Source organism: Cupriavidus sp. H18C1, assembly GCF_049311595.1.
Lineage (GTDB): Bacteria > Pseudomonadota > Gammaproteobacteria > Burkholderiales > Burkholderiaceae > Cupriavidus > Cupriavidus cauae.
Genome location: NZ_CP186008.1, coordinates 2,075,531 through 2,100,198 on the forward strand (window position 1 = coordinate 2,075,531; position 24,668 = coordinate 2,100,198).

Annotated in this window: 19 protein-coding genes; 18 read left to right on the forward strand and 1 reads right to left on the reverse strand. The window is 67.4% G+C overall.

Going from position 1 to position 24,668, the window contains the following annotated elements:
- Positions 1-70: 70 nt before the first annotated feature.
- The 18 genes from atpB (at position 71) to OJJOAM_RS09690 (ending at position 23,811) form a co-directional block, all read left to right on the forward strand.
- On the forward strand, positions 71-934 hold the full coding sequence (gene atpB, locus OJJOAM_RS09605; RefSeq protein ID WP_149317478.1) for a F0F1 ATP synthase subunit A: 864 nt from the start codon (positions 71-73) through the stop codon (positions 932-934).
- Positions 935-998: 64 nt separating this feature from the next.
- Positions 999-1,265 (forward strand): F0F1 ATP synthase subunit C, encoded by a 267-nt coding sequence (atpE, locus tag OJJOAM_RS09610; protein ID WP_006579745.1) that lies wholly within the window; start codon positions 999-1,001, stop codon positions 1,263-1,265.
- 98 nt (positions 1,266-1,363) lie between these two features.
- The gene (locus tag OJJOAM_RS09615) at positions 1,364-1,834 is read left to right on the forward strand and encodes a F0F1 ATP synthase subunit B (protein ID WP_422647827.1); all 471 of its coding nucleotides are present in this window, start codon (positions 1,364-1,366) and stop codon (positions 1,832-1,834) included.
- A gap of 2 nt (positions 1,835-1,836) precedes the next feature.
- The gene (locus OJJOAM_RS09620) at positions 1,837-2,379 is read left to right on the forward strand and encodes a F0F1 ATP synthase subunit delta (protein ID WP_422647828.1); all 543 of its coding nucleotides are present in this window, start codon (positions 1,837-1,839) and stop codon (positions 2,377-2,379) included.
- A gap of 41 nt (positions 2,380-2,420) precedes the next feature.
- On the forward strand, positions 2,421-3,962 hold the full coding sequence (gene atpA / locus OJJOAM_RS09625) for a F0F1 ATP synthase subunit alpha (protein ID WP_422647829.1): 1,542 nt from the start codon (positions 2,421-2,423) through the stop codon (positions 3,960-3,962).
- A gap of 82 nt (positions 3,963-4,044) precedes the next feature.
- Positions 4,045-4,920 carry a F0F1 ATP synthase subunit gamma gene (gene atpG, locus OJJOAM_RS09630; protein WP_422647830.1) on the forward strand — a complete coding sequence of 292 codons (876 nt, stop codon included), beginning with the start codon at positions 4,045-4,047 and terminating at the stop codon, positions 4,918-4,920.
- A 45-nt stretch (positions 4,921-4,965) separates the two neighbouring features.
- Complete coding sequence (gene atpD, locus OJJOAM_RS09635; protein ID WP_422647831.1) at positions 4,966-6,369, forward strand: F0F1 ATP synthase subunit beta; 1,404 nt, start codon at positions 4,966-4,968, stop codon at positions 6,367-6,369.
- Positions 6,370-6,456: 87 nt separating this feature from the next.
- A complete protein-coding gene (locus OJJOAM_RS09640; protein ID WP_149317482.1) occupies positions 6,457-6,873 on the forward strand; it encodes a F0F1 ATP synthase subunit epsilon in 417 nt (138 codons plus the stop codon).
- Between the two features lie 692 nt (positions 6,874-7,565).
- On the forward strand, positions 7,566-7,991 hold the full coding sequence (locus tag OJJOAM_RS09645) for a CoA-binding protein (RefSeq protein ID WP_422647832.1): 426 nt from the start codon (positions 7,566-7,568) through the stop codon (positions 7,989-7,991).
- 103 nt (positions 7,992-8,094) lie between these two features.
- Positions 8,095-9,057, forward strand: coding sequence for an alpha/beta hydrolase (locus OJJOAM_RS09650; protein ID WP_422647833.1), 963 nt, complete (start codon positions 8,095-8,097; stop codon positions 9,055-9,057).
- 205 nt (positions 9,058-9,262) lie between these two features.
- Positions 9,263-10,363, forward strand: a complete 1,101-nt coding sequence (gene hemE / locus OJJOAM_RS09655) for a uroporphyrinogen decarboxylase (protein ID WP_422647834.1) — start codon at positions 9,263-9,265, stop codon at positions 10,361-10,363.
- A 471-nt stretch (positions 10,364-10,834) separates the two neighbouring features.
- On the forward strand, positions 10,835-11,929 hold the full coding sequence (locus OJJOAM_RS09660; RefSeq protein ID WP_422649556.1) for a hypothetical protein: 1,095 nt from the start codon (positions 10,835-10,837) through the stop codon (positions 11,927-11,929).
- On the forward strand, positions 11,926-13,479 hold the full coding sequence (locus tag OJJOAM_RS09665; RefSeq protein WP_422649638.1) for a primosomal protein N': 1,554 nt from the start codon (positions 11,926-11,928) through the stop codon (positions 13,477-13,479). The genes OJJOAM_RS09660 and OJJOAM_RS09665 overlap by 4 nt, the downstream gene beginning before the upstream one ends.
- 246 nt (positions 13,480-13,725) lie before the next feature.
- Positions 13,726-17,715 (forward strand): trifunctional transcriptional regulator/proline dehydrogenase/L-glutamate gamma-semialdehyde dehydrogenase, encoded by a 3,990-nt coding sequence (putA, locus tag OJJOAM_RS09670; RefSeq protein WP_422647835.1) that lies wholly within the window; start codon positions 13,726-13,728, stop codon positions 17,713-17,715.
- 213 nt (positions 17,716-17,928) lie between these two features.
- The gene (locus OJJOAM_RS09675; RefSeq protein WP_149317487.1) at positions 17,929-19,080 is read left to right on the forward strand and encodes a branched-chain amino acid ABC transporter substrate-binding protein; all 1,152 of its coding nucleotides are present in this window, start codon (positions 17,929-17,931) and stop codon (positions 19,078-19,080) included.
- Positions 19,081-19,383: 303 nt separating this feature from the next.
- Entirely contained in the window at positions 19,384-21,339 is a 1,956-nt protein-coding gene (locus OJJOAM_RS09680) for a tetratricopeptide repeat protein (protein ID WP_422647836.1), read from the forward strand.
- 142 nt (positions 21,340-21,481) lie between these two features.
- The gene (locus OJJOAM_RS09685; RefSeq protein WP_422647837.1) at positions 21,482-22,696 is read left to right on the forward strand and encodes a cation:proton antiporter; all 1,215 of its coding nucleotides are present in this window, start codon (positions 21,482-21,484) and stop codon (positions 22,694-22,696) included.
- Complete coding sequence (locus OJJOAM_RS09690) at positions 22,696-23,811, forward strand: YbdK family carboxylate-amine ligase (RefSeq protein WP_149317490.1); 1,116 nt, start codon at positions 22,696-22,698, stop codon at positions 23,809-23,811. The genes OJJOAM_RS09685 and OJJOAM_RS09690 overlap by 1 nt, the downstream gene beginning before the upstream one ends.
- A gap of 84 nt (positions 23,812-23,895) precedes the next feature.
- Here OJJOAM_RS09690 and OJJOAM_RS09695 read toward each other — a convergent pair whose 3' ends face one another.
- Positions 23,896-24,636 carry an MBL fold metallo-hydrolase gene (locus OJJOAM_RS09695; protein WP_422647838.1) on the reverse strand — a complete coding sequence of 247 codons (741 nt, stop codon included), beginning with the start codon at positions 24,634-24,636 and terminating at the stop codon, positions 23,896-23,898.
- Between the last annotated feature and the right edge of the window lie 32 nt (positions 24,637-24,668).

The window sequence follows — 24,668 nt, forward strand, 5'->3', positions numbered from 1 at the left end:
GAAGCATACCGAGCGTTCGCGATGGCGAATGCAGGTCAAACAGGTTTCGCAATATACGGTTCGATTCGACATGGCAACTGCTCAAGGCGCTGAAAACGCGCTCACCCCATCCGGCTATATCGCCGAACATTTGCAGAACCTGAATTCGATCGGCGGCAAGCAGGCCTCCGTGGTCGACTTCGGCGTGATCAATTACGACACCGTGTTCTGGTCGGTGCTGTGCGGCGCGATCGCCGTGCTGTTCCTGTACCTGGCCGCGCGTCGCGTTACCGCCGGCGTGCCGGGCCGCTTCCAGGCCTTCGTCGAAATGATCGTCGAGATGGTCGACGACCAGGCCAAGGGCATCATCCACGGCGACCGTTCGTGGATCGCGCCGCTGGCGCTGATGGTGTTCTGCTGGATCACCATGATGAACGCGATCGACTTGATCCCGGTCGACTGGGTCCACGGCCTGAACCACCTGCTGGGCGTGTTCGGCGTCCACCTGCCGCACCACAAGGCCGTGGCCACCGCCGACCTGAACGGCACGCTGGGCATGTCGTTCGCCGTGCTGATCCTGATGATCTACTACAGCTTCAAGATCAAGGGTGCGGGCGGCTTCGTGCACGAGCTGCTGTCGGCCCCGTTCGGCGGCAAGTGGTACCTCGCCCCGTTCAACCTGGTGCTGAACGTCATCGAATTCCTGGCCAAGGCCGTTTCGCTCGGCATGCGACTGTTCGGCAATATGTACGCCGGCGAACTCGTGTTCCTGCTGATCGCGCTGCTGGGCTCGATGTGGACCTTCGGCGCCGACCTGTCGGCATTGGGCTTCGTCGGCCACGTGATTGCCGGCGCGGTCTGGGCGATCTTCCACATCCTGATCGTGCTGCTGCAGGCCTTCATTTTCATGATGCTGACGCTGGTGTATCTCGGCCAGGCACACGACAAGCACTGATTTCCGGTTTTTTGGTTTTTGGTTTTTTTGGTTCTAAGTCTCTTCTCAAATTAAAGGAGTCGTCATGCAAGAATTTCTCGCCAACATCCAGGGTCTGACCGCCATCGGTATCGGCATCATCATCGGCCTGGGCGCGATCGGTGCCTGCCTGGGTATCGCTCTGATGGGTGGCAAGTACATCGAAGCCTGCGCGCGTCAGCCGGAACTGATGAACCCGCTGCAGACCAAGATGTTCCTGCTGGCCGGCCTGATCGACGCGGCATTCCTGATCGGTGTGGGCGTGGCCATGCTGTTCGCGTTCGCCAACCCGCTGCTGGCCGTCATTCAGTAAATCTTTTCGGTCTGCATGATGCTGACGGGCGGCGCAGGCCACTAGCCTGGCCGCCTTTGCGCATTTATCTGTAGTTTGATTACCGAAAGGAACACACCATGAATCTGAACGCAACGTTTTTTGCGCAGATGGTCGTGTTCTTCATCCTGTGGTGGGTTGTCGCCAAATTCATTTGGCCGCCGCTGGTGAAGGCGCTCGACGAACGCGCAAAGAAAATCGCCGACGGTCTCGCGGCTGCCGAAAAGGGCAAGGCCGAACTCGAGCTGGCCAACAAGCGCGTGGACGTGGCCCTGGCCGAAGCCCGCGCCGAAGGTGCGCAACGCGTCGCCGACGCAGAGAAGCGCGCCCAGATGGTCGCCGAAGAGATCAAGCACAACGCCCAGGCCGAAGCCGCACGCATCATCGCGCAAGCGAAGGCCGACGCCGAGCAGCAGGTCACCAAGGCACGCGAGCAGCTGCGCGACCAGGTCGCCGTGCTGGCCGTCAAGGGTGCAGAGCAGATCCTCAAGCGTGAAGTGAATGCGCAGGTCCACGCCGACCTGCTCAACCAACTGAAGGCCGAGCTCTAATCATGGCAGAAACCGCAACCATTGCCCGTCCCTACGCCGAGGCGCTGTTCCGCGTCGCCAGCGAGGCCAACGCCGGCAATCTGGGTGCATGGTCCGAGCTGGTTTCGGAAATGGGGCAGGTCGCGGCCACCCCGGAGATCAAGGCGCTGGCCGACGATCCGAACGTTCCCGGCGACAAGCTGGCCGAACTGTTCCTGTCGGTGCTGAAGTCTCCGGTCAACGACGAGGCGCGCCGCTTCGTGCAGTTGCTGGTGGACAACGACCGCCTGACCGTGCTGCCGGAGATTGCCGAGCAGTTCCATGCGCTGAAGAACGCCCAAGAAGGTTCGGCCGACGTCGAAATCACCAGCGCGTTTCCGCTCGACGGCGCGCCGCTGACCGATCTGATCGCCTCGCTCGAACGCAAGTTCGGGCGCAAGCTGGTGCCGACCGTGACGGTCGACCCCTCGCTGATCGGCGGCGTTCGCGTCAAGGTGGGCGACGAAGTGCTGGACACCTCGGTGCGCGCGCGCCTGGCCGCCATGCAAGCCGCGCTGACCGCCTGATGTGCGGACAGCCGACGGATTGAAGAATTAGGAGCATTGTGATGCAACTGAACCCCTCAGAAATCAGCGAGCTGATCAAGTCCCGCATCTCGGGCCTTGGCGCCGAAGCTGAAGTGCGCAACACCGGCACGGTGATTTCCGTGACCGATGGCATCTGCCGCGTGCACGGCCTGTCCGGCGTGATGCAGGGCGAGATGCTGGAATTCCCCGGCAACACCTTTGGCCTGGCGCTGAACCTCGAGCGCGACTCTGTCGGCGCCGTGGTGCTGGGCGACTACGAACACATTTCGGAAGGCGACCAGGTCAAGTGCACCGGCCGCATTCTGGAAGTGCCGGTGGGCAAGGAACTGCTGGGCCGCGTGGTCAACACGCTGGGCCAGCCGATCGACGGCAAGGGCCCGATCAACGCCAAGCTGACCGACGTGATCGAGAAGGTCGCCCCGGGCGTGATCGCCCGCCAGTCGGTGAGCCAGCCGGTGCAGACCGGCCTGAAGTCGATCGATGCGATGGTGCCGATCGGCCGCGGCCAGCGCGAGCTGATCATCGGCGACCGCCAGACCGGCAAGACCGCCGTCGCCGTCGACGCGATCATCAACCAGAAGGGCAAGGGCGTCTTCTGCGTCTACGTGGCAATCGGCCAGAAGGCGTCGACGATCGCCAACGTGGTGCGCAAGCTGGAAGAGACCGGCGCGATGGAATACACCGTCGTGGTGGCCGCCGCCGCTTCGGACTCGGCCGCCATGCAGTACCTGGCCGCCTACGCCGGCTGCACGATGGGCGAGTACTTCCGCGACCGCGGCGAAGACGCGCTGATCGTCTATGACGACCTGACCAAGCAGGCCTGGGCCTATCGCCAGGTGTCGCTGCTGCTGCGCCGCCCGCCGGGCCGCGAAGCCTACCCGGGCGACGTGTTCTACCTGCACTCGCGTCTGCTGGAGCGCGCCGCGCGCGTCAACGCCGACTACGTCGAGAAGTTCACCAATGGCGAAGTCAAGGGCAAGACCGGTTCGCTGACCGCGCTGCCCGTGATCGAAACGCAGGCCGGCGACGTGTCCGCGTTCGTGCCGACCAACGTGATCTCGATTACCGACGGCCAGATCTTCCTGGAAACCGACCTGTTCAACGCCGGTATCCGTCCCGCGATCAACGCCGGTATCTCGGTGTCGCGCGTCGGTGGCGCTGCGCAGACCAAGGTCGTCAAGAAGCTTTCCGGCGGTATCCGTACCGACCTGGCCCAGTACCGTGAGCTGGCTGCGTTCGCGCAGTTCGCCTCGGACCTGGACGATGCCACCCGCAAGCAGCTCGAGCGCGGCCGCCGCGTGATGGAACTGCTCAAGCAGCCGCAATACCAGCCGCTGCAGGTGTGGCAGCTGGCCGCGTCGCTGTACGCCGCCAACAATGGCTTCCTCGACAACGTGGAAGTGAAGGACATCCTGCCGTTCGAAAAGGGCCTGCACGACCACCTGAAGACCAAGTACGCCGATCTCGTCAACCGTATCGAAGACACCAAGGATCTGTCGAAGGACGACGAAGCCGCCCTGCGTGCCGCGATCGAGGATTTCAAGAAGTCCGCCGCGTTCTAACCGCGTGATTCCACGGACCGCGCAACCGGCGCCGGCCTGAGAGGGACGGCAGCCGGGGCGCGGCACGACTGGAGAGGAAGATATGGCCGGAACGAAAGAGATTCGAACCAAGATCAAGAGCGTGCAGAACACGCGCAAGATCACCAAGGCGATGGAAATGGTCGCCGCATCCAAGATGCGCAAGGCGCAGGAGCGGATGCGTGCTGCCCGCCCGTACGCCGAGAAGGTGCGCAACATTGCCGCGCACCTGGCCACGGCCAACCCGGAGTTCAAGCATCCGTTCCTGCAGGCGCGCGAAGTCAAGCGCGCCGGCTTGATCGTGGTGACGACCGACAAGGGGCTGTGTGGCGGCCTGAACACCAACGTGCTGCGCGCCGTCACCAACGAACTGCGCGACTGGCAGAACCGCGGTGTGCAGGTGCAATCCACCGCGATCGGCACCAAGGGGATGCAGTTCCTGGGCCGCGTTGGCGCCAAGGTGGTCTCGCACGTGGTGCATCTGGGCGATACGCCGCATCTGGAAAAGCTGATCGGCGCGATCAAGGTCCAGCTCGACGCCTTCACCAATGGTGAGGTGGACGCCGTGTACCTGGCGTACACGAAGTTCGTCAACACCATGAAGCAGGAGCCGATGGTCGAGCAGCTGCTGCCGCTGTCCGCCGAGCGGATGGCGCAGACCGAAGAGGAAAAGCGCGCTTACTCGTGGGATTACATCTACGAGCCCGACGCCCAGACGGTGGTGGAAGACCTGCTGGTCCGCTACGTTGAAGCGCTGGTGTACCAGGCCGTGGCCGAGAACATGGCGTCCGAGCAGTCGGCGCGCATGGTGGCCATGAAGGCGGCGTCCGACAACGCCAAGAACGTGATTGCAGAACTGCAGCTGGACTACAACAAGACCCGCCAGGCAGCGATCACCAAGGAATTGTCGGAAATCGTCAGCGGTGCGGCAGCCGTGTAACTGACGAGACTGGGCGTCAAGAATTCAAGCTATCGGAGATACGAAATGAGTATCGGAAATATTGTGCAGTGTATTGGCGCCGTGGTGGACATCGAGTTCCCCCGCGACGCGCTGCCGAAGGTGTACGACGCGCTGGTGCTGGAAGAGAGCAACGAAGCGTCGTTCGCCGAGAAGGGCCTGACCTTCGAAGTGCAGCAGCAGCTCGGTGACGGCGTCGTCCGTACCATCGCGCTGGGCTCGTCCGACGGCCTGCGCCGCGGCATGTCCGTGAAGAACACCGGCGCGCCGATTTCGGTGCCGGTCGGTCACGGCACGCTGGGCCGCATCATGGACGTGCTGGGTCGTCCCATCGACGAAGCCGGCCCGATCGCCGCGGACGAAGTGCGCGCGATTCACCAGAAGGCCCCGCAGTTCGACGAACTGTCGCCTTCGGTGGACCTGCTCGAAACCGGCATCAAGGTGATCGACCTGGTCTGCCCGTTCGCCAAGGGCGGTAAGGTCGGCCTGTTCGGCGGCGCCGGCGTCGGCAAGACCGTCAACATGATGGAGCTGATCAACAACATCGCCAAGCAGCACAGCGGCTTGTCGGTGTTCGCCGGCGTGGGCGAGCGTACCCGTGAAGGGAACGACTTCTACCACGAAATGAAGGACTCGAACGTGCTCGACAAGGTGGCCATGGTGTTCGGCCAGATGAACGAGCCGCCGGGCAACCGTCTGCGCGTGGCGCTGACCGGCCTGACCATGGCCGAGCGCTTCCGCGACGAAGGCCGCGACATCCTGTTCTTCGTCGACAACATCTACCGCTACACGCTGGCCGGTACCGAAGTGTCGGCACTGCTGGGCCGTATGCCTTCCGCCGTGGGCTATCAGCCGACGCTGGCTGAAGAAATGGGCAAGCTGCAGGAGCGCATCACGTCGACCAAGACCGGCTCGATTACCTCGATCCAGGCCGTGTACGTGCCGGCGGATGACTTGACCGACCCGTCGCCCGCCACCACCTTCCTGCACCTGGACTCGACCGTCGTGCTGTCGCGTGACATCGCCGCGCTGGGTATCTACCCCGCCGTCGACCCGCTCGACTCGACCTCGCGCCAACTGGATCCGCAGATCGTCGGTACCGAGCACTACGAAGTGGCCCGCCGCGTCCAGCAGACCCTGCAGCGCTACAAGGAACTGCGCGACATCATCGCGATTCTGGGCATGGACGAACTGTCGCCGGAAGACAAGCTGGCGGTGGCGCGTGCACGGAAGATCCAGCGTTTCCTGTCGCAGCCCTTCCACGTCGCGGAAGTGTTCACGGGTTCGCCGGGCAAGTACGTGCCGCTGAAGGAAACCATCCGCGGCTTCAAGATGCTGGTGGACGGCGAGTGCGATCACCTGCCCGAGCAGGCGTTCTACATGGTCGGCTCGATCGACGAAGCCTTCGAGAAGGCCAAGAAGCTCCAGTAAGCCTCGCCAGGCGACGGCGCGCCGGCACGGTGTTCGTGCGCGGGCGCGCCGCCGTTCCAAGCGAAGCGACTGGACAAAGGAATTCACATGGCAACCATTCTTGTAGACGTCGTCAGCGCGGAAGCCTCGATCTTCTCCGGCCAGGCGAAGTTCGTGGCGCTGCCGGGCGAGTCGGGTGAGCTGGGCATCCTGCCCGGGCACACGCCGCTGATCACGCGCATCCATCCGGGTGCGGTGCGGATCGAGAAGGAAGACGGCAGCGAAGAGTTCGTGTTCGTCGCCGGCGGCATTCTGGAAGTCCAGCCCAAGCACGTCACCGTGCTGGCCGACACCGCGATCCGTGGCACCGACCTCGACGAGGCCAAGGCGCAGGAAGCAAAGCGCGCCGCCGAGGAGCTGCTGCAGAACCAGAGCAGCGAGTTCGATCTGGCGCGTGCGCAGAGCGAGCTGGCGGTCGCCGCTGCACAGCTGGCGGCCATCGCTCGTCTGCGCCGGAAGAAGTAAGCAGGGCCCGTCCAGGCGTTGCTTTTTCGTCAGCGCGAAGGAAAAAGGCAGCCGTCAGGCTGCCTTTTTCATGATGCGAGCTATGCTGTTGGCTAAAGTCAGACAAACACTGACAGAAAACTAAAAACACAAAAAAAGCGCGCGGGCCGGGGAGGCGCCGCGCGGACGGGAAAATCCCTTCGAGGGGTCAATTCGAAGGAACGGGTTCGGTCGGGCGACGTGTAGCGCGTCCTGTTTGCATGGACAGCCTGTCTCGCAGGCTTCGCTACCGTTCGCCGCAGCACCGGCATCCGATCTGGCGCTTATTCCACTACTATTCGCGCCGTTTATCGGGACACCGGCAATACATTCTGCTGCTGGGCTTTCTTCAGGGCGCCTGCGGCTCTCTGGCTTGCGGCGCCGTCACAAAGTTCACAATGTGTCAAAGCATTGTGGGGGAAACTTCCCCCAATGGCAGTAACAAAGTGTATCGGTTTGCAAGTAGTTGAAAGCGAAAAGACGGCAAATTGGCCGCAATAGCCACAAAAATAGGCACACTCTGTTGGCTATCGCACGCTGGCATCGTTCTGGTGCATGACTATTTCCGTTTCGGCACTGCTTGCCGGATCACGTCGGCGGGGTTGACGCTCAGTGCGTGCACCGGCAGTGTTTCATCGCCGCGGGCGTCCTGCCCGCCTGCCGAGGAGCACTGAATGGATACCATGCAGGCCGATATCGAAGGCATGCTGAAGCTGCATACGGTCGCCGTGGTCGGGCTGTCCGACAAGCCCGAGCGCGCCAGCCACGAGGTAGCCGCCTTCCTGCAGCGGCACGGTCACCGGATCGTGCCCGTCAACCCGAACCACGCCGGCGAGACCATCCTGGGCGAACGCTGCCATGCCTCGCTGCGCGATGCCGCGCAGGCGTTGGCGGCGGAGGGCGAGCGCATCGAGTGGGTCGATATCTTCCGGCGCTCGCCCGATGTGCCGCCGGTGGTGGACGAGGCGATCGCGATCGGCGCGCGCGGCGTCTGGCTGCAACTGGGCATCGTCAACGACGAGGCGCTGGCCCGCGCGAAGGGCGCCGGGCTGATGGCGGTGCAGGACCGCTGCAGCAAGGTCGAAACGATGCGTGGTTGAGCGGCGTCGCCGCGTATCATTCGACCCTTCGCGACCCCTTCGCGACCGCTTCGCTTTCCGTCTTCCCCTCCTTTCCTCTCGCACGATTTCGCTCGGGAACGCCATGGCCATCGACCCAGACCTGCTTGCCTACTATCGCGGACTCGCCGACCGCTATGCCGGCGCGCCGGTGCCCGCCGATGCGCTCGAGCGGCGCGCCCGCTTCCGTGAGGTCGCGGCGCTGTCGCATCGTCCCGATCCGGAAGGGCTCGCCGTGTCCGAGCTGCCTATCGCGCTGGCGGGCAGGACGCTGAACGCGCGCCTGTTCCGGCCCGCCGCGGTGGCGAGGCCGCGTCTGCTGGCCTATTTCCACGGCGGCGGCTGGGTCGTTGGCTCGCACGAGACCCACCACGGCGTGGCCGCGGCGCTGGCGCTCGATACCGGCTGTGCGGTCGTCAGCGTCGACTACCGGCTCGCACCCGAGCATCCCTATCCCGCGCCCTGTGACGACGCCCTCGACGCCGTGCGGTGGCTGGCGCAGCGGCGCGACGCCCTCGAAGTCGATCCGCGCTTCCTTGCAGTCGCCGGCGACAGCGCCGGCGGCCATCTGGCGGCGCAGGCGGCCGCACTCGCCAATGCCGCCACGCCGGGCTTGGTGCGCGGCCAGTTTCTGATCTATCCGGTCACCGCACCCCGCTTCGCGAGCGAGAGCTATCGCGCCTTTGCCGCCGGCCCCGGCCTAACGCGCGACGAAATGACGTGGTACTGGACGCAGTTCATCGGCGATGCGCGGCTCGCCGACGGCACGGCAATGGACGATCCTCGCCTGCATCTGATGGCGTCGCTCCCCGGCCACGCCGCCGTGGTCCCGCCGGCGACGGTGGTGCTGGTCGCCGCCCACGACGTGCTGCGCGACGACGGCCTCGCCTACGCCGATCATCTGGTGCGCGAAGGCGCCGCGGTGATCACCATCGAGGCGAGCGGCATGACCCATGGCTTCGCCCGCCTGCAGGGCGAATCGCCGCGGGCACGGGAATGGATGCGGCGTGGCGCCCAGGCCTTCGCCCAGTTGCTGGACGAGGAATGATGCTCGACGGGGGAGGACGCTCGACGAGATCGAGGCTGGACGAGGAATGAGGCTGGACGAGTAGCGCGGCCGGACAAGGGACGAGGCAGGGGACAGGCAATGAAGCCAGGCGGACCGGCGCGCGGAATCACCGGAGCGCCATGCCGGTGATACTGCCGGCGGCGGTGTGGCGATCCCGTAGAATGGCGGGCTGACGAGGACCACCATGACCGCACTGCAGAACGACATCTTCCTGCGCGCGCTGCGCCGCCAGCCGACCGAATACACGCCGCTGTGGTTGATGCGCCAGGCCGGGCGCTATCTGCCCGAATACAACGCCACGCGCGCACGGGCCGGCAGCTTCCTGGGCCTGGCCAAGAATCCGGCGTTTGCCACCGAAGTCACGCTGCAGCCGCTCGACCGCTTTCCGCTCGACGCCGCGATCCTGTTCTCGGACATCCTGACCGTTCCCGACGCGATGGGCCTCGGCCTGTCGTTCGCCCAGGGCGAGGGCCCGCGCTTCGCGCGGCCGCTGCGCACCGAGGCCGATGTCGCCAAGCTGGCGGTGCCGGATATGGGCGAACTGCAGTACGTGTTCGATGCGGTCGCTTCGATCCGCCGTGCGCTGGTGCAGGACGGCCGCCAGCGCGTGCCGCTGATCGGCTTCTCGGGCAGCCCGTGGACGCTGGCTTGCTACATGGTCGAAGGCGGCGGCTCCGACGACTTCCGGCTGGTCAAGGGCATGATGTACGCCCGCCCGGACCTGATGCACCGAATCCTGGAGATCAATGCGCAGGCCGTGTCCGCCTATCTGAACGCGCAGATCGAGGCGGGCGCCCAGGCCGTGATGCTGTTCGATACCTGGGGCGGCACGCTGGCCGACGGCATGTACCAGCGCTTCTCGCTCGACTACATGCGCAAGGTCATCGCCGGCCTGCGCCGCGAGCATCAGGGCGAGAGTGTGCCGGTGATCGTCTTTACCAAGGGCGGCGGCCTGTGGCTGGAGCAACTGGCCGACAGCGGCGCCGACGCCATCGGCCTGGACTGGACCGTCAATCTGGCCGCGGCGCGCCGGCGCACCGGGGGCCGCGTCGCCCTGCAGGGCAATCTGGACCCGACCGTGCTGTTCGCCGACGAGGCCGGCATCCGCGAACAGGCCCGCAGGGTGCTGGACGATTACGCGGCCGGCGGCGGCAGCGACGGCCATGTCTTCAACCTCGGACATGGGATCTCGCAATTCACGCCGCCCGAGAGCGTAACGGTGCTGGTCGACGAAGTGCACCGCCACAGCCGTGCGCTGCGGCAGCGCGACGGCGCCCAGGCGTAGGCCCTCGCGCGCCGGTGCCGGTCGGTCTGCGCTGCCGGATTGTGCGCCTGCGGGGCGCCATCGTGGCGCTTCGGCGATGAATCGGCGCCTGTCAAGGCTTGACTTATGCACACAAATGGGCTTTCCGCACTGCACGACGGGGTTATCACTTAACACAATCGGGGGGATATTGCTAAGTCATTGATTTTTAATGGCTTGACAGCAGGCGCTGGAGCATGGTCATGGTCCCGAAAGCCTTGTTTCGCGCGCCTTTACGGCAAGTTGGCCCGAGTTTTCAACAAAGTTATCCACAGGCGATGTGGAGAGAGGGGAAAACTGGTCATCTATCATCGACTTAGCCCCACATTTGAAGTTTTACTTTAAGTTGATGCTGCACCGCACCCAACGACCGGCACGCCGCCTCCGTGCCCCCGCCGCGCGCCGCCGATGCACAGCCTCGGCGACGGGGTGTCGTGTATGGTGCACACTCTGATGCCGGCGGAGTTCGCCGGCCATCCCCCGCCTCCGCTGATCGTGTCGTCCTCGTCCCCATCCCAGCCAGGCTCGCCGCCGCAGAACGAAGCCGGCCGCGCCGCGGCGCCGCTGGTGCAGATCGCGCTGGACACGCCTGCCGACGACCGCTTCGATTATCTGAACGCCGAGCTGGACGGCGGGCCCGTCCGTCCGGGCGAACTCGTTGTCGTGCCGTTTGGCCGGCGCGAGATGGTTGGGGTCGCCATTGCCGGCACCGATTGCAGCGAGGTACCGGCCGACCGGCTGCGCCCGGTATCGCAGCGGCTCGGCTGGCTGCCGCCGCTCAATGCGCACTGGCTGGCGCTGGCGGCCTTCGCGGCCGCCTATTACCACCGGCGCCTCGGCGAGGTGATCCTGCCGGCCTTGCCGCCCGGTCTGCGCGACGCGCAGGCCTGGCCCCGCCTGGCGGCACGCGCCCGCACCGAGCAGTTCCGGCTGCGCGACGGCTGTGCCGAGGCGCTGCTGGCCGCGGTGCCGCCGCGCGCGCGCTCCGTCGGCGCGCTGGCGAAGGCGCTGATCGATGCCGCGGCGCAAGGGCAGTGGCTGACCCAGCAGGCCGCGCGCGTGCTGTGCACCGCCGCGCCGGCGCGGCTGGCGCAATGGGTGGAGGCGGGTTGGGTCGACTGCGAGACGGTGGACCGGCCGCTGTTGACGGCCGCCGAGCCGGGCGAATCCGGTGACTCTGCTGATTCCGGTGAGTCCGGCATCGTCAGCAACCACGGCGATCGCGATAACCCCGGCGGCCTCGGCCACTCCGGCGAACCCGGCGAACCCGGCGAACCCGGCGACTCGGGCGACTCTGGCGACTCTGGCGACTCTGGCGACTCGGGCGGTTCGGGCAGCTCGGGCGACTCGGGCGACTCGGGCGACTCGGGCGACTCGGGTCCGGGTGGCGGTGGCGACCGCCGCGATCCGGCCGATCCTGGCGCAACGGCCGAATCTACGGCCGCAGTACGTCCCCCCCCGCACCCCCCCTGCACCCGGAGCAGCGCCAGGCCGTCGACGCCATCGCCGCCGCCACCGGCTTCGCCCCCTTCCTGCTGCACGGCGTGACCGGCAGCGGCAAGACCGAGGTCTATCTGCACGCGATCGCGGCCACGCTGGCGCGCGACCCGGGCGCGCAGGTGCTGATGCTGGTGCCGGAAATCAATCTGACGCCGCAGCTGCAGGCGCGCATCGCCGCACGCTTCCCCGCGGCGCCGCTGGCCGTCCTGCACAGCGGCATGGCCGACCAGGAGCGCACGTTGTACTGGCTGGCGGCGCATCGCGGCGAGGCGCGCATCGTGCTGGGCACGCGGATGGCGGTGATGGCATCGCTGCCGACGCTGGCGCTGATCGTGGTCGACGAGGAGCACGACACCTCGTACAAGCAGCAGGAGGGCCTGCGCTACTCGGCCCGCGATCTGGCCGTCTGGCGCGCCAAGCAGCTCGGCATCCCGGTGGTGCTCGGCTCGGCCACGCCGTCGATGGAATCCTGGTGGCGGGCCGAGCAGGGCGCCTACCGCAAGCTGGTGCTGCGCGAGCGCGCGCAGGCCGACGCGGTGCTGCCGACCGTGCGGCTGGTCGACCTGAACCACGAGCGGCAGCGCCAGCGGCCGCTCTACGAGGGCCTGTCGGCGCCGCTGCTGCAGGCGATCGAGGCGCGCCTGGCCCGCGGCGAGCAGAGCCTGCTGTTCCTGAACCGACGCGGCTATGCGCCGGTGATCGCCTGCGACAGCTGCGGCTGGCTGTCCGGCTGTCCGCGCTGCTCCGCGTACCTGGTGCTGCATCGGCCCGAGCGCTGCCTGCGCTGCCACCACTGCGGGCTCGAGGCCCGCATTCCGCACCACTGTCCGGACTGCGGCAACGTCGACATCGCGCCGCTGGGCCGCGGCACGCAGCGGATCGAGGAGGCGCTGGCCGCGCGCTTCCCGCAGGCGCGCATCGCACGGATCGACGCCGATTCGACCCGCCGCAAGGGCAGCGCGCAGGCGATGTTCGAGGAGGTCCACGCCGGCGAGGTCGACATCCTGGTCGGCACCCAGATGATTGCCAAGGGCCACGACTTCCAGCGCGTGACGCTGGTCGGCATCGTCCATCCCGACGCGGCGATGTTCAGCCACGATTTCCGCGCGGCCGAGCACCTGTTCGCGTCGCTGATGCAGGTGTCGGGCCGCGCCGGCCGCGCGGGCCTCGCGGGCGAGGTGCTGATCCAGACCCGCTATCCGGATGCCCCGGCGCTGCAGGCGCTGGTACGCCACGACTACGACGGCTTTGCGGCCACGCAGCTGCGCGAACGGCGCCAGGCCGGGCTGCCGCCCTTCGTCCATCAGGTGCTGGTGACGGCCGAGCATGGGCAGTTGCAACGGGCCCTGGACTTCCTGCATGCCGCCCGCGAGCGGGCCGACGGCATGGCGCTGGCCGCCGAGGTGCAACTGCACGACCCCGTGCCGATGTCGATGGTGCGGATCGCCAACCGGGAGCGCGCCCAGATGCTGATCGAAAGCGGCTCGCGCATGGCGCTGCAACGCTTTGTCGGAGAGTGGACGCAAACTTTCAGTGAAGTCGGGACGAGCGTAAAAGGGGTGCGCTGGCAGCTGGAGATCGACCCGTTGCGGATCTGACCACGGGCGCACGAAGCCCGCCACCGCCGTTCGGCACACCGGCGGTGCAACCGCACGAAGCCGGTGCTTTCATGGCAGTTGCACCTAGTGGGTTATACCAAGTTGCACCCTGGCTTTGTCCGGGAGTATGATCGCGCCAATTTGCGTCACATCGCGCGACTTCCGCACGACTGTCCAGGCTCTCCTTGAGCGACCCGGGGTGGGCGATGCAGAGGCGGCAAGCGCGTTCCTCGGAGATCTCCTCGCATGGCCACCACCACCCTCGGCGTCAAGCTCGACGACGCCTCCCGCGACCGCCTGAAGCGCGTTGCCCAGTCGATCGACCGCACGCCGCACTGGCTGATCAAGCAGGCGATCTTCTCCTACCTCGAGCAGATCGAGCGCGGACAGGCGCCGCACGAGGTGAACGGCAGCGGCCAGCCGGAGGCCGATGGCGCCGACACGCTCGACGCGGTCGCCGGCGAGGGCGCGCCACAGCCCTTCCTGGAGTTCGCCCAGAGCATCCAGCCGCAGTCGGTGCTGCGCGCGGCCATCACCTCCGCCTACCGCCGGCCCGAAACCGAATGCGTGCCGGTGCTGCTGGAGCAGGCACGGTTGCCGCAGCAGCAGGCCGACGCCGCGCTGGCGATGGCAAAGAAGCTGGCCCTGAACCTGCGCCAGCAGAAGGTCGGCAGCGGCCGGGAAGGACTGGTGCAGGGGCTGATCCAGGAGTTCTCGCTGTCGTCGCAGGAAGGCGTGGCGCTGATGTGCCTGGCCGAGGCGCTGCTGCGCATTCCGGACAAGGCCACTCGCGACGCGCTGATCCGCGACAAGATCAGCGGCGCCAACTGGCAATCGCACCTGGGCCAGAGCCCGTCGCTGTTCGTCAACGCCGCCACCTGGGGCCTGCTGGTCACCGGCAAGCTGGTCTCGACCCACAACGAGGCGGGCCTGACCCGCGCGCTGACCCGCATCATCGGCAAGGGCGGCGAGCCGCTGATCCGCAAGGGCGTCGATATGGCGATGCGCCTGATGGGCGAGCAGTTCGTCACCGGCGAGACGATCTCCGAGGCGCTGGCCAACGCGCGCAAGTACGAGGCCCAGGGCTTCCGCTACTCGTACGACATGCTGGGCGAGGCCGCGATGACCGAGGCCGACGCGCAGCGCTATCTGGCGTCCTACGAGCAGGCGATCCACGCGATCGGCCAGGCCTCGCGCGGCCGCGGCATCTACGAGGGCCCGGGCATCTCGATCAAGCTGTCGGCGCTGCATCCGCGCTACAGCCGCGCCCAGCACGAGCGCGTGCTCGGCGAGCTGTACGGGCGCCTGAAGTCGCTGACGCTGCTGGCCCGCCAGTACGACATCGGCATCAACATCGACGCCGAGGAGGCCGACCGGCTGGAGATCTCGCTGGACCTGCTGGAGCGGCTCTGCTTCGAGCCCGAGCTGGCCGGCTGGAACGGCATCGGCTTCGTCGTGCAGGGCTACCAGAAGCGCTGCCCTTTCGTGATCGACTACCTGATCGACCTGGCGCGCCGCAGCCGCCATCGCCTGATGATCCGCCTGGTCAAGGGCGCCTACTGGGACAGCGAGATCAAGCGCGCCCAGGTCGACGGCCTGGAGGGTTACCCGGTCTACACGCGCAAGGTCTACACCGATGTGTCGTACCTGGCCTGCGCGCGCAAGCTGCTGTCGGTGCCGGACGCGATCTATCCGCAGTTCGCCACCCATAACGCGCACACGCTGGCCGCGATCTACCAGATCGCCGGCCATAGCTACTACCCCGGCCAGTACGAGTTCCAGTGCCTGCACGGCATGGGCGAGCCGCTGTACGACCAGGTGGTCGGCCCGGTGGCCGAGGGCAAGCTGAACCGGCCGTGCCGCATCTACGCACCGGTCGGCACGCACGAGACGCTGCTGGCCTACCTGGTGCGGCGTCTGCTGGAGAACGGCGCCAACACCTCGTTCGTCAACCGCATCGCCGACGACACCATCTCGCTGGACGAACTGGTCGCCGACCCGGTCGCGCAGGTCGAACGGATGCACAAGGAAGAGGGCACGCTGGGCCTGCCGCATCCGCGCATTCCGATGCCGCGCGGCCTGTACGGCAAGGCGCGCGCCAATTCGGCGGGGCTCGATCTGTCGAACGAGCATCGCCTTGCCTCGCTGTCGTCGGCGCTGCTGCACGGCGCGACCGAGCGCCTGAGCGCCGAGCCGATGCTGGGGGTCGACCCTGTTGGCGGCGGCGAAACCGCGCCGGTGCTCAATCCCGCCGACCATCGCGATGTGGTCGGCCAGGTCACCGAGGCCAGCGCCGCCGATGTCGAGGCCGCGCTGCAGGCCGCGGTCAATGCCGCGCCGATCTGGCAGGCGACGCCGCCCGAGGTCCGCGCCGCCGCGCTGGAGCGCGCCGCCGACCTGATGGAAGCGCAGATGCAGGGGCTGATGGGCGTGATCATGCGCGAGGCCGGCAAGACGTTCTCGAACGCGATCGCCGAGGTGCGCGAGGCGGTCGACTTCCTGCGCTACTACGCGGTGCAGGTGCGCGAGCACTTCTCCAACGACTCGCATCGTCCGCTGGGTCCGGTGGTCTGCATCAGCCCGTGGAACTTCCCGCTGGCCATCTTCACCGGCCAGGTCGCCGCCGCGCTGGCCGCCGGCAACACGGTGCTGGCCAAGCCCGCCGAGCAGACCCCGCTGATCGCGGCGCAGGCGGTGCGCCTGTTGCGCGAGGCCGGCGTGCCGGCCGGCGCGGTGCAGCTGCTGCCGGGGCGCGGCGAGACCGTCGGCGCGGCGCTGGTCGGCGATGCGCGCGTCAAGGGCGTGATGTTCACCGGCTCGACCGAGGTCGCCCGCCTGCTGCAGCGCAATCTGGCCGGCCGCCTCGATGCCGCCGGCCGCCCGGTGCCGCTGATCGCCGAGACCGGCGGCCAGAACGCGATGATCGTCGATTCGTCGGCGCTGGCCGAGCAGGTGGTCGCCGACGTCGTGAGCTCGGCGTTCGATTCGGCCGGCCAGCGCTGCTCCGCGCTGCGCGTGCTGTGCCTGCAGGAGGATGTGGCCGACCGCGTGCTGGAGATGCTCAAGGGCGCGATGGCCGAGCTGACCATGGCCAACCCGGACCGCCTGTCGACCGATATCGGCCCGGTGATCGACGAGGAGGCGCGCGCCGGCATCGTCAAGCATATCGAGGCGATGCGCGCCAAGGGCCGCCGCGTGCATCAGGCCGATGCCAACGCCGCGCTGTCGGCCGCGTGCCGCCATGGCACCTTCGTGCCGCCGACGCTGATCGAACTGAACCATATCGGCGAGCTGCAGCGCGAGGTGTTCGGCCCGGTGCTGCACGTGGTGCGCTACCAGCGTTCGCGCCTGGATGCGTTGCTCGACCAGATCAATGCCACCGGCTACGGCCTGACCATGGGCGTGCACACCCGCATCGACGAAACGATCGAGCATATCGTGTCGCGCGCCCATGTCGGCAATCTCTACGTCAACCGCAATATCGTCGGCGCGGTGGTCGGCGTGCAGCCGTTCGGCGGCGAGGGCCTGTCGGGCACCGGTCCGAAGGCCGGCGGTCCGCTCTATCTGCACCGCCTGCTGTCGACCTGCCCGCAGGACGCGTTCGTCGCCGTGGCCCGTGCGGCCGCGGCGGCCGACGCGCCGGCCGCGGAGCCGCGTGCGGCCCTGCGCCCCGAGGCCCAGGCCGCCTTCGATGCCTACCGCCAGTGGGCGGCATCGGCCACGGCCCCGGCGCCGGCGCTGGTGGAACAGTGCGAGCGCTTTGCCGCGGCCTCGACCTCGGGCATGACGGTGACGCTGCCGGGCCCGACCGGCGAGCGCAATACCTACACGCTGCTGCCGCGCGACACCGTGCTGTGCCTGGCGCCCAACGAAGCCGACCTGGCCACGCAGCTGGCGGCGGTGCTGGCGGTCGGAGCCGGCGCGTTGTGCCCGGACGCCGAGCCCGCGCGGACGCTGTATGCGCGGCTGCCGAAGGCAGTACAATCGCGCGTCCGCCTGGTTGCCGACTGGAGCGCGGCCGACGTCGCCTTCGATGCGGTGCTGCACCACGGCGATTCGGACCAGCTGCGCGCCGTGTGCGAACAGGTCGCGCAGCGGCCCGGTCCGATCGTCGGCGTGCAGGGGCTGGGCCACGGCGACACCGGCATCGCGCTGGAGCGTCTGCTGATGGAGCGCTCGCTGTCGGTCAATACCGCGGCGGCCGGCGGCAACGCGAGCCTGATGACGATCGGCTGACCGCAAGGACTGACCGCAGCGATTGACCGCAACGATTGCGCGCCTGAGCCGGTTGGACGTATCGGTCCGACGTCCGGGTTGGGCGCCAGACAGGCGCAGGTGCGGCGGCGATCCCGCCCTCGCTGCGCCACCGAGAAAGCGCGGTCCGCAGGGGCGGGCCGAACGCTTCCAAGAGTGCAGTGAACCGGCCTACAGGCTACCCAAGGAGAACGGATGAACACGACCTTCCACAAGACGGCGCTGACCGTCGCACTGACGATCGCCGGCCTGACCGCGGCGTCCGCCGCGTTCGCGCAGGCGCAGGAGATCAAGCTCGGCTTTGCCGCGCCGATGACGGGCGGCCAGGCGCAGTACGGCAAGGACATGCAGAACGGCGTGGTGCTGGCGATCGAGCAGATGAACGCCACCAAGCCCAAGATCGGCGGCAAGGAAGTCAAGTTCGTGCTGCTGTCCGAGGACGACCAGGCCGATCCGAAGACCGGCTCGGTGGTGGCGCAGAAGCTGGTCGACAACGGCATCCAGGGCATGCTCGGCCATTTCAACTCGGGCACCAGCATCCCGGCCTCGATGGTCTACAACCGCGCCGGCATCGCGCAGATCGCGATGGCGACCGCGCCCGAGTACACCCGCCAGGGCTTCAAGACGACCTTCCGCATGATGACCTCCGACACCCAGCAGGGTTCGGTGCTCGGCAACTACGTGGTCAAGAAGCTCGGCGCGAAGAACATCGCCATCGTCGATGACCGTACCGCCTACGGCCAGGGCCTGGCCGACGAGTTCGAGAAGGCCGCCAAGGCAGCCGGCGGCAAGATCGTGCGCCGCGAGTTCACCAACGACAAGGCGGTGGACTTCAAGGCCGTGCTGACCAACATCAAGCGCAGCAACCCGGACATCATCTTCTTCGGCGGCGCCGAGACGCAATCCGCGCCGATGGCCAAGCAGATCAAGGAACTCGGCCTGAAGTCGCCGCTGGTGTCGGGCGAGATGTCCAAGACCGACAACTTCCTGAAGCTGGCCGGTCCGGCAGCCGAAGGCACGGTGGTGTCGCTGGCCGGCCTGCCGCTGGAGCAGATGCCGGGCGGCGCCAAGTATGCGCAGGACTACGAGAAGCGCTTCAAGAGCAAGGTCCAGACCTACTCGCCGTATGCCTACGACGGCGCCACCGCGCTGATGACGGCGATGGTCAAGGCCGGCTCGGCCGATCCGGCGCGCTATCTGCCGGTGCTGGCGGCGACCAACATGCCGGGCGTCACCACCAAGACGCTGGCCTACGACGCACGCGGCGACCTGAAGGATGGCGGCATCACCGTCTACAAGGTCGTGGGCGGCAAGTGGACCGTGCTGGAAACGCTGGGCGGCAAGTAAGCCCGGTTTTCCACAGCGGGTCGACATTGGGTCCACTGTCCCGGAATTCCACAGTTCCACAGTTGGCCTGCGGTCCGGAACGCCACCCCTCGGGGTGGCGTTTTCTTTGGCCGCCGCATCACCACCGCATCACCACCGCATTGGCCGCGGCGCTGGCCGCCGGCTTGACCACCAGGGCGGCGGCATCCGGCCGGCTCGACCCGCTTCCCCGGCCTTGCCTCGCGCGTGGCGCATAATCGCGGTCTTGCCGTTTCCTCGCTATCCCAGTTGTCTCTCTTTGCCCATCACCCTGAAGGAGTACCCGTGTCCGCGCAGCCAGTCAGCTACGACCACGCCATCGAGCTTGCCACGCAGGAGCGCTACGACGAAGCGCTGGCGGTGATCGACGCGTTGGCGCGCCAGCGGCCCGAGGTCGTCGATTACGAGGCGCTGCGCGCCCGGCTGCTGTTCGACAAGGGCGAGCCCGAGCAGGCGCTCGCCGCCCTCGACGCGGCGCTGGCCCGCCTGCCCGAGCTGCCGCTGCATCCCGCGCACCGCTGGGCCTCGCGCGGCGTGCTGGCGCATCGCTACGGCATGCTGCTGATGAACCAGCAGCGTTTCGCCGAGGCGCTGCCGTGGCTGGAGGAGGCGGCGCGGCGCAACGGGCTGGCCACCGGCGAATGGAGCGCGCAGCTGCATGCGGGGCTGGCGCATTACCGGCTCGGCCAGTTCGCCGAGGCTGGCCGCTATTGGTACGACCTGCTGTATCGCGCGCCGGACCTGGGCGCGCACGACATCCTGAGCCTGGCCGCCGCGCACGTGCAGGGCGCCGAGTCCGAGGGCCAGCGCGCCGAACCGATGCTGCGGCTGTGCCTGGCCCGCATCGGCCTGGACAATGCCGATCTGCTGGAGATGAGCGAGGAGCAGGGCGATGCGCTGGCCGCGCAGCAGGCGCAGATGGTGCTGGCCGAGAACCCGGACCATCCGCACGCGCGGCGCATCCTCGCACCGCTGCGGCTACGTGCCGGGGATCTCGCCGGGGCGCGCGACGACCTGGCGGTCTACCAGCGCCAGGTGCCGGACCCGAAGGCTCAGGTACGCGAGCTCGAATGGCGCCATCAGGGCGGCGAGGCCGAGCCCTGGCGCGATTTCGTGCTGACCGACGCGGCCACCGACGCCCATGGCTACTACCTCGCCGGATTGGCGCTGGCGGACTTCATCGAGCGCGTGCCGGCCTCGGCAGACGCGCTGCGGCCGCAACTGCTGCGCGCCTGGCAAACGGGCCTGGCCCGCTTCGAGCAGTATTTCGCCACCGGGGAAGGCGGCTACGATGACGCCGACCCGCATATCTATTCGCTGCTGTGCGACCGGCTGGCGCGCCGGCTCGATCTCGACGATGCCGCGCAGCGCGACGAACGCATCGCGCTGCATGAGAAGGGCATCGCCGTCAGCGATTTCATCGAGCACTGGCTTGATCTGCTGGCCTGCCACGACGCCGCCGGACGCCATCAGCGCGTGGTCGAGATCGCCGGCGAGGTGTTGAACCGCTATCCGCTGGACCGCCATGCGGGCCACGTGACCTGGGTGTTCAGCCGGCTGATCCACGCCTGGAAGGCGATCGGAGGCAGCGAGGCGATCGGCGCGGCGCGGGCCGCGATCGCCCATATGGAGGCGCGGCTCGACGCGCTGCCGGTCGAGGAGCGCAGCGAGGCGGCGCTGTCGATGGCCCATGCGCGCACGCATTTCGCCACGCTGCTGGGGAATTCGGCCGGATCGATGGAAGCGCGCGAACGCGCGCTGGCGCTCGACGAGATCGAGGCCCTGCAGGCGCGCGCGGTGGTGGTCGAGGACGCCTGGGTCTACGACGCCTTTGGCCGCATCTGGCGCGGCCTGGCCGACAACGAGCGCGCCTTGCCGCTGTTCGAGCGCGCCATCGCGCTGACCGAGGGCGATGCCGAGGACCAGGCCGCGGCGCGGCTGCAGCGCGGGCTGATCCGGCTCGATGCAAAGCAGTACGCGGAGGCGCTGACCGACTTCCATGCCGCCTTTGCGGTGCGCGACGACTGGGAGGCCGACGTGCATCTGCATGCGGCGCAGGCCGCGCTGGGTCTGGCCCGGCGCGAGGAGGCGCGCGATCTGTTCCTGCAGGCCCGCGCGCGCGGGGCCGCGCAAGGGCGCACGCGCGCGTTGTACACGAAGGTCGAAAACGCACTGAAGGCGACGCGGCCGGCGTGGAAACTGTGGGGGCGTCTAAGCCTGAGGTGCAGGCCGCGCGCGTAAGTGGAGACGCGACCGGGACGCGACGAAGATGCGATCCGATAGCGGATCCGATAGCGCGTCGCTAGAAACCTCAGCAAAACTCGTGCCTTGTCGGACAAACCCGGACACGGGTTCAAAGGCCCTTCCGTTAGGATGTCACCCTATGAATGGATTGAGCCAACTATTTCCGACCTGGCCGCTCGCACCCAGCGGGCTGTTCTGGGTCGGCCTCGCGCTGGTAGGCGCGGGCCTTGCCGGCGAAATTTGCCGGATGTATCTGAGATTGCCGCGTATCGTCGGTTATGCCGCCACCGGCCTGCTGGCCGGCACGCTGGGCCGCCCCATCGTCGACCAGACGATGATCGCGCAGACCCGCATCCTGATCGACATGGCGCTGGCGCTGGCCCTGTTCGAACTCGGCCATCGCCTGTCGCTGGTCTGGCTGCGGGCCAATCGGTGGCTGTTGTTTACCAGTGCCTCGGAGAGCCTGCTGACCTGGGGTCTCGTCACCGCGGTGCTGCAATGGATCGGCGTGAGCCCGACCGTCGCCATCCTGGCCGGCGGCATCGCGGTCAGCACGTCGCCGTCGATCGTGCTGCAGCTGAAGAACGAATTGCGCGCGGAGGGCCAGGTCACCGAACGGCTGATGGCGATGACCGCGCTCAACAGCATGTATGCCGCGGTGATCGTGCAGCTGGCGACGGGCTGGCTGCATTCGGAATACGGCAATCTGGGCGCGGCGCTGCTGCATCCGCTGTATCTGCTGGTCGGCTCGTGCCTGCTGGCGTGGCTGGTCGGCAAATTGAGCCAGGCCGTCTATGCGCGGATGCCGGCCGACGATCAATACAGCTTTCTGGTGCTGGTCGGCATCGTGCTGTTCACGCTGGCGCTGACGCGGCTGCTGAAGCTGTCGATGCCGCTGACGCTGCTGCTGGCCGGCGTCGTCTTCAAGCATCAGGACAATCAGCCGCGCGTGTGGCCCGCGCACTTCGGCAGCGCCGGTACGCTGCTGATCATCGTGATGGTGGTGTCGCTGGGGTTGCCGGTGACCGTGCGCGACTGGTCCATCGCCGGCGTCGCCGCGATCGTGCTGGTGCTGCTGCGGCATCTGGCCAAGCTCGGCGGCGTGGTGTCGCTGGGTTCGTTCTCGGGCCTGAGCATCCGGCAGTGCGTGGCGCTTGGCGTGGCGCTGGGGCCGATGTCGGGTCTGGCGTACCTGCTGATGAGCGATGTGGCGCGGCTCTATCCTGAAACCGGGGAAATGCTCAACGCGATCGTGCTGTGCGCGCTGGCGATCGAGCAGATCGCGGCGCCGGTATTGGCCGCATGGGCACTTCGCTATGCCGGCGAGGTCAGAGGCAATGGAGGAGGGCGCTGATGTCACTCGAACCGTTCAAGCAATCCGAGGCGCTGACCTTCGGCGTCGAGCTGGAAATGCAGCTGGTCAATCGCCATGACTACGATCTGGCCCCGTTTGCGCCCGACCTGCTGCGGCTGCTGAAGGGCGCCCAGCATGCCGGCGATATCAAGCCGGAGATCAGTCCGTCGATGATCGAGATCAGCACCGGCATCTGCCACGATTACGCGCAGGCGCTGTCCGAGCTGACGACGATGCGCGACCTGATGGTCGAGGCCTCGCACTCGCTGAACCTGGGCATCTGCGGCGGCGGCACGCATCCGTTCCAGCAGTGGGCCGATCGCACCATCTCGGATTCGCCGCGCTACCAGTACATCTCCGAGCTGTACGGCTACCTGGCCAAGCAGTTCACGGTGTTCGGGCAGCACGTGCATATCGGCTGCCCGACCGCCGACGATTCGCTGTTCCTGCTGCATGCGATCGGCCGCTATGTGCCGCACTTCATCGCGCTGGCGGCATCGTCGCCGTATGTGCAGGGCGTCGACACCGGCTTCGCTTCCGCACGACTGAATTCGGTCGCGGCCTTCCCGATGAGTGGCCGCGCGCCCTTCATGCTGACCTGGGATGCCTTCACCGCGTACTTCGAGAAGATGCGCAAGACGGGCGTGATCGAGAGCATGAAGGACTTCTACTGGGATATTCGCCCCAAGCCGGAATTCGGCACCATCGAAGTCCGCGTCATGGACACGCCGCTGACGGTCGCTCGCGCCTGCGACATCGCCGCCTATATCCAGGCGCTGGCGCGCTATCTGCTGCTGTCGCGCCCCTTCATGCCGGAAGAAGACGACTACCTGGTCTACACGTTCAACCGCTTCCAGGCCTGCCGCTTCGGACTGGACGGCGAGTACGTGCATCCGAACGAACTGACGCGGATGCCGATCGCCGACCATATCCTGTCGATCTGCGACGTGCTCGTGCCGCATGCCGAGGCGCTCGGTTCGCTCGAGGCGCTGGCCAATATCCGCATGCTGGCCGCCAGCCGCAGCGGCGACGCCGAATGGGCGCGCCAGGTCGATGCCGATACGCGCAGTCTGCGCGAGGCGGTGCGGCAGAGTTGCGATCGCTGGGCAGGGTAAGAGAGTCCTTGTGCCGGGCCGCACCGCTGCCATCCTTGCCTTCCCTGCGATCACAGCCATCGCTGCGATCGCGGGGCGCGGCGGTCAGACCCCGTGCGGGATGCTGTCGCCGTCGCCGAGGCCGAGCCGCTGATTGGCCGGCACCGCGACCGCCAGCAGCTTCGGCGGTGGCAGGTTCAGCGCCTTCATCATCTCGATGAATTCTTCGCGCGTGCGGCCGCACAGCCGGCTGTTGGTGGCCCGTTCCTTACCGATGGTCGAATGGGTGCGGCCCTTGTAGTCATGGGCCGGATACACCAGCGTGTCGTCGGGCAGCGCGAACAGCTTGCGCGTCAGGCTGTCGTATAGCGTGCCGGCGTCGCCGGACTGGAAGTCGGTGCGTCCGCACCCATCGATCAGCAGCGCATCACCGGTAAAGACCCGGCGCACCACGCCGCCGTCCGGCTGCGGCTCTTCCCACAGATAGCTCATGCTGCCGGCGGTATGTCCCGGCGTATGGATCGCGCGCAGGGTCTGCGTGCCGAACGCGATGGTATCGCCGTCGATCAGCTGCTTCAGCGCCGGCCGGATATCGCAGCCCGACGGCGCGGCGGTATGCGCACCAGTGCGTTGCGCGAGATGGCCGGCCGAGGTGATGTGGTCGGCGTGCGCATGCGTCTCGATGACCCAGGCGAGGCGTACCCCGGTCTGCTGCACCAGCGCCAGATCGCGTTCTAGCTGACGGTCGACCGGATCGATCAGCACGGCATCACGCGTCGCCGCATCGATCAGCAGGTAGGTGTAGGTACTGGACTCGGGGTCGAAGAGTTGATGGAAGGTTTGCATCTGCGGGAATACTAACGAAGCGCCGCCTGGCG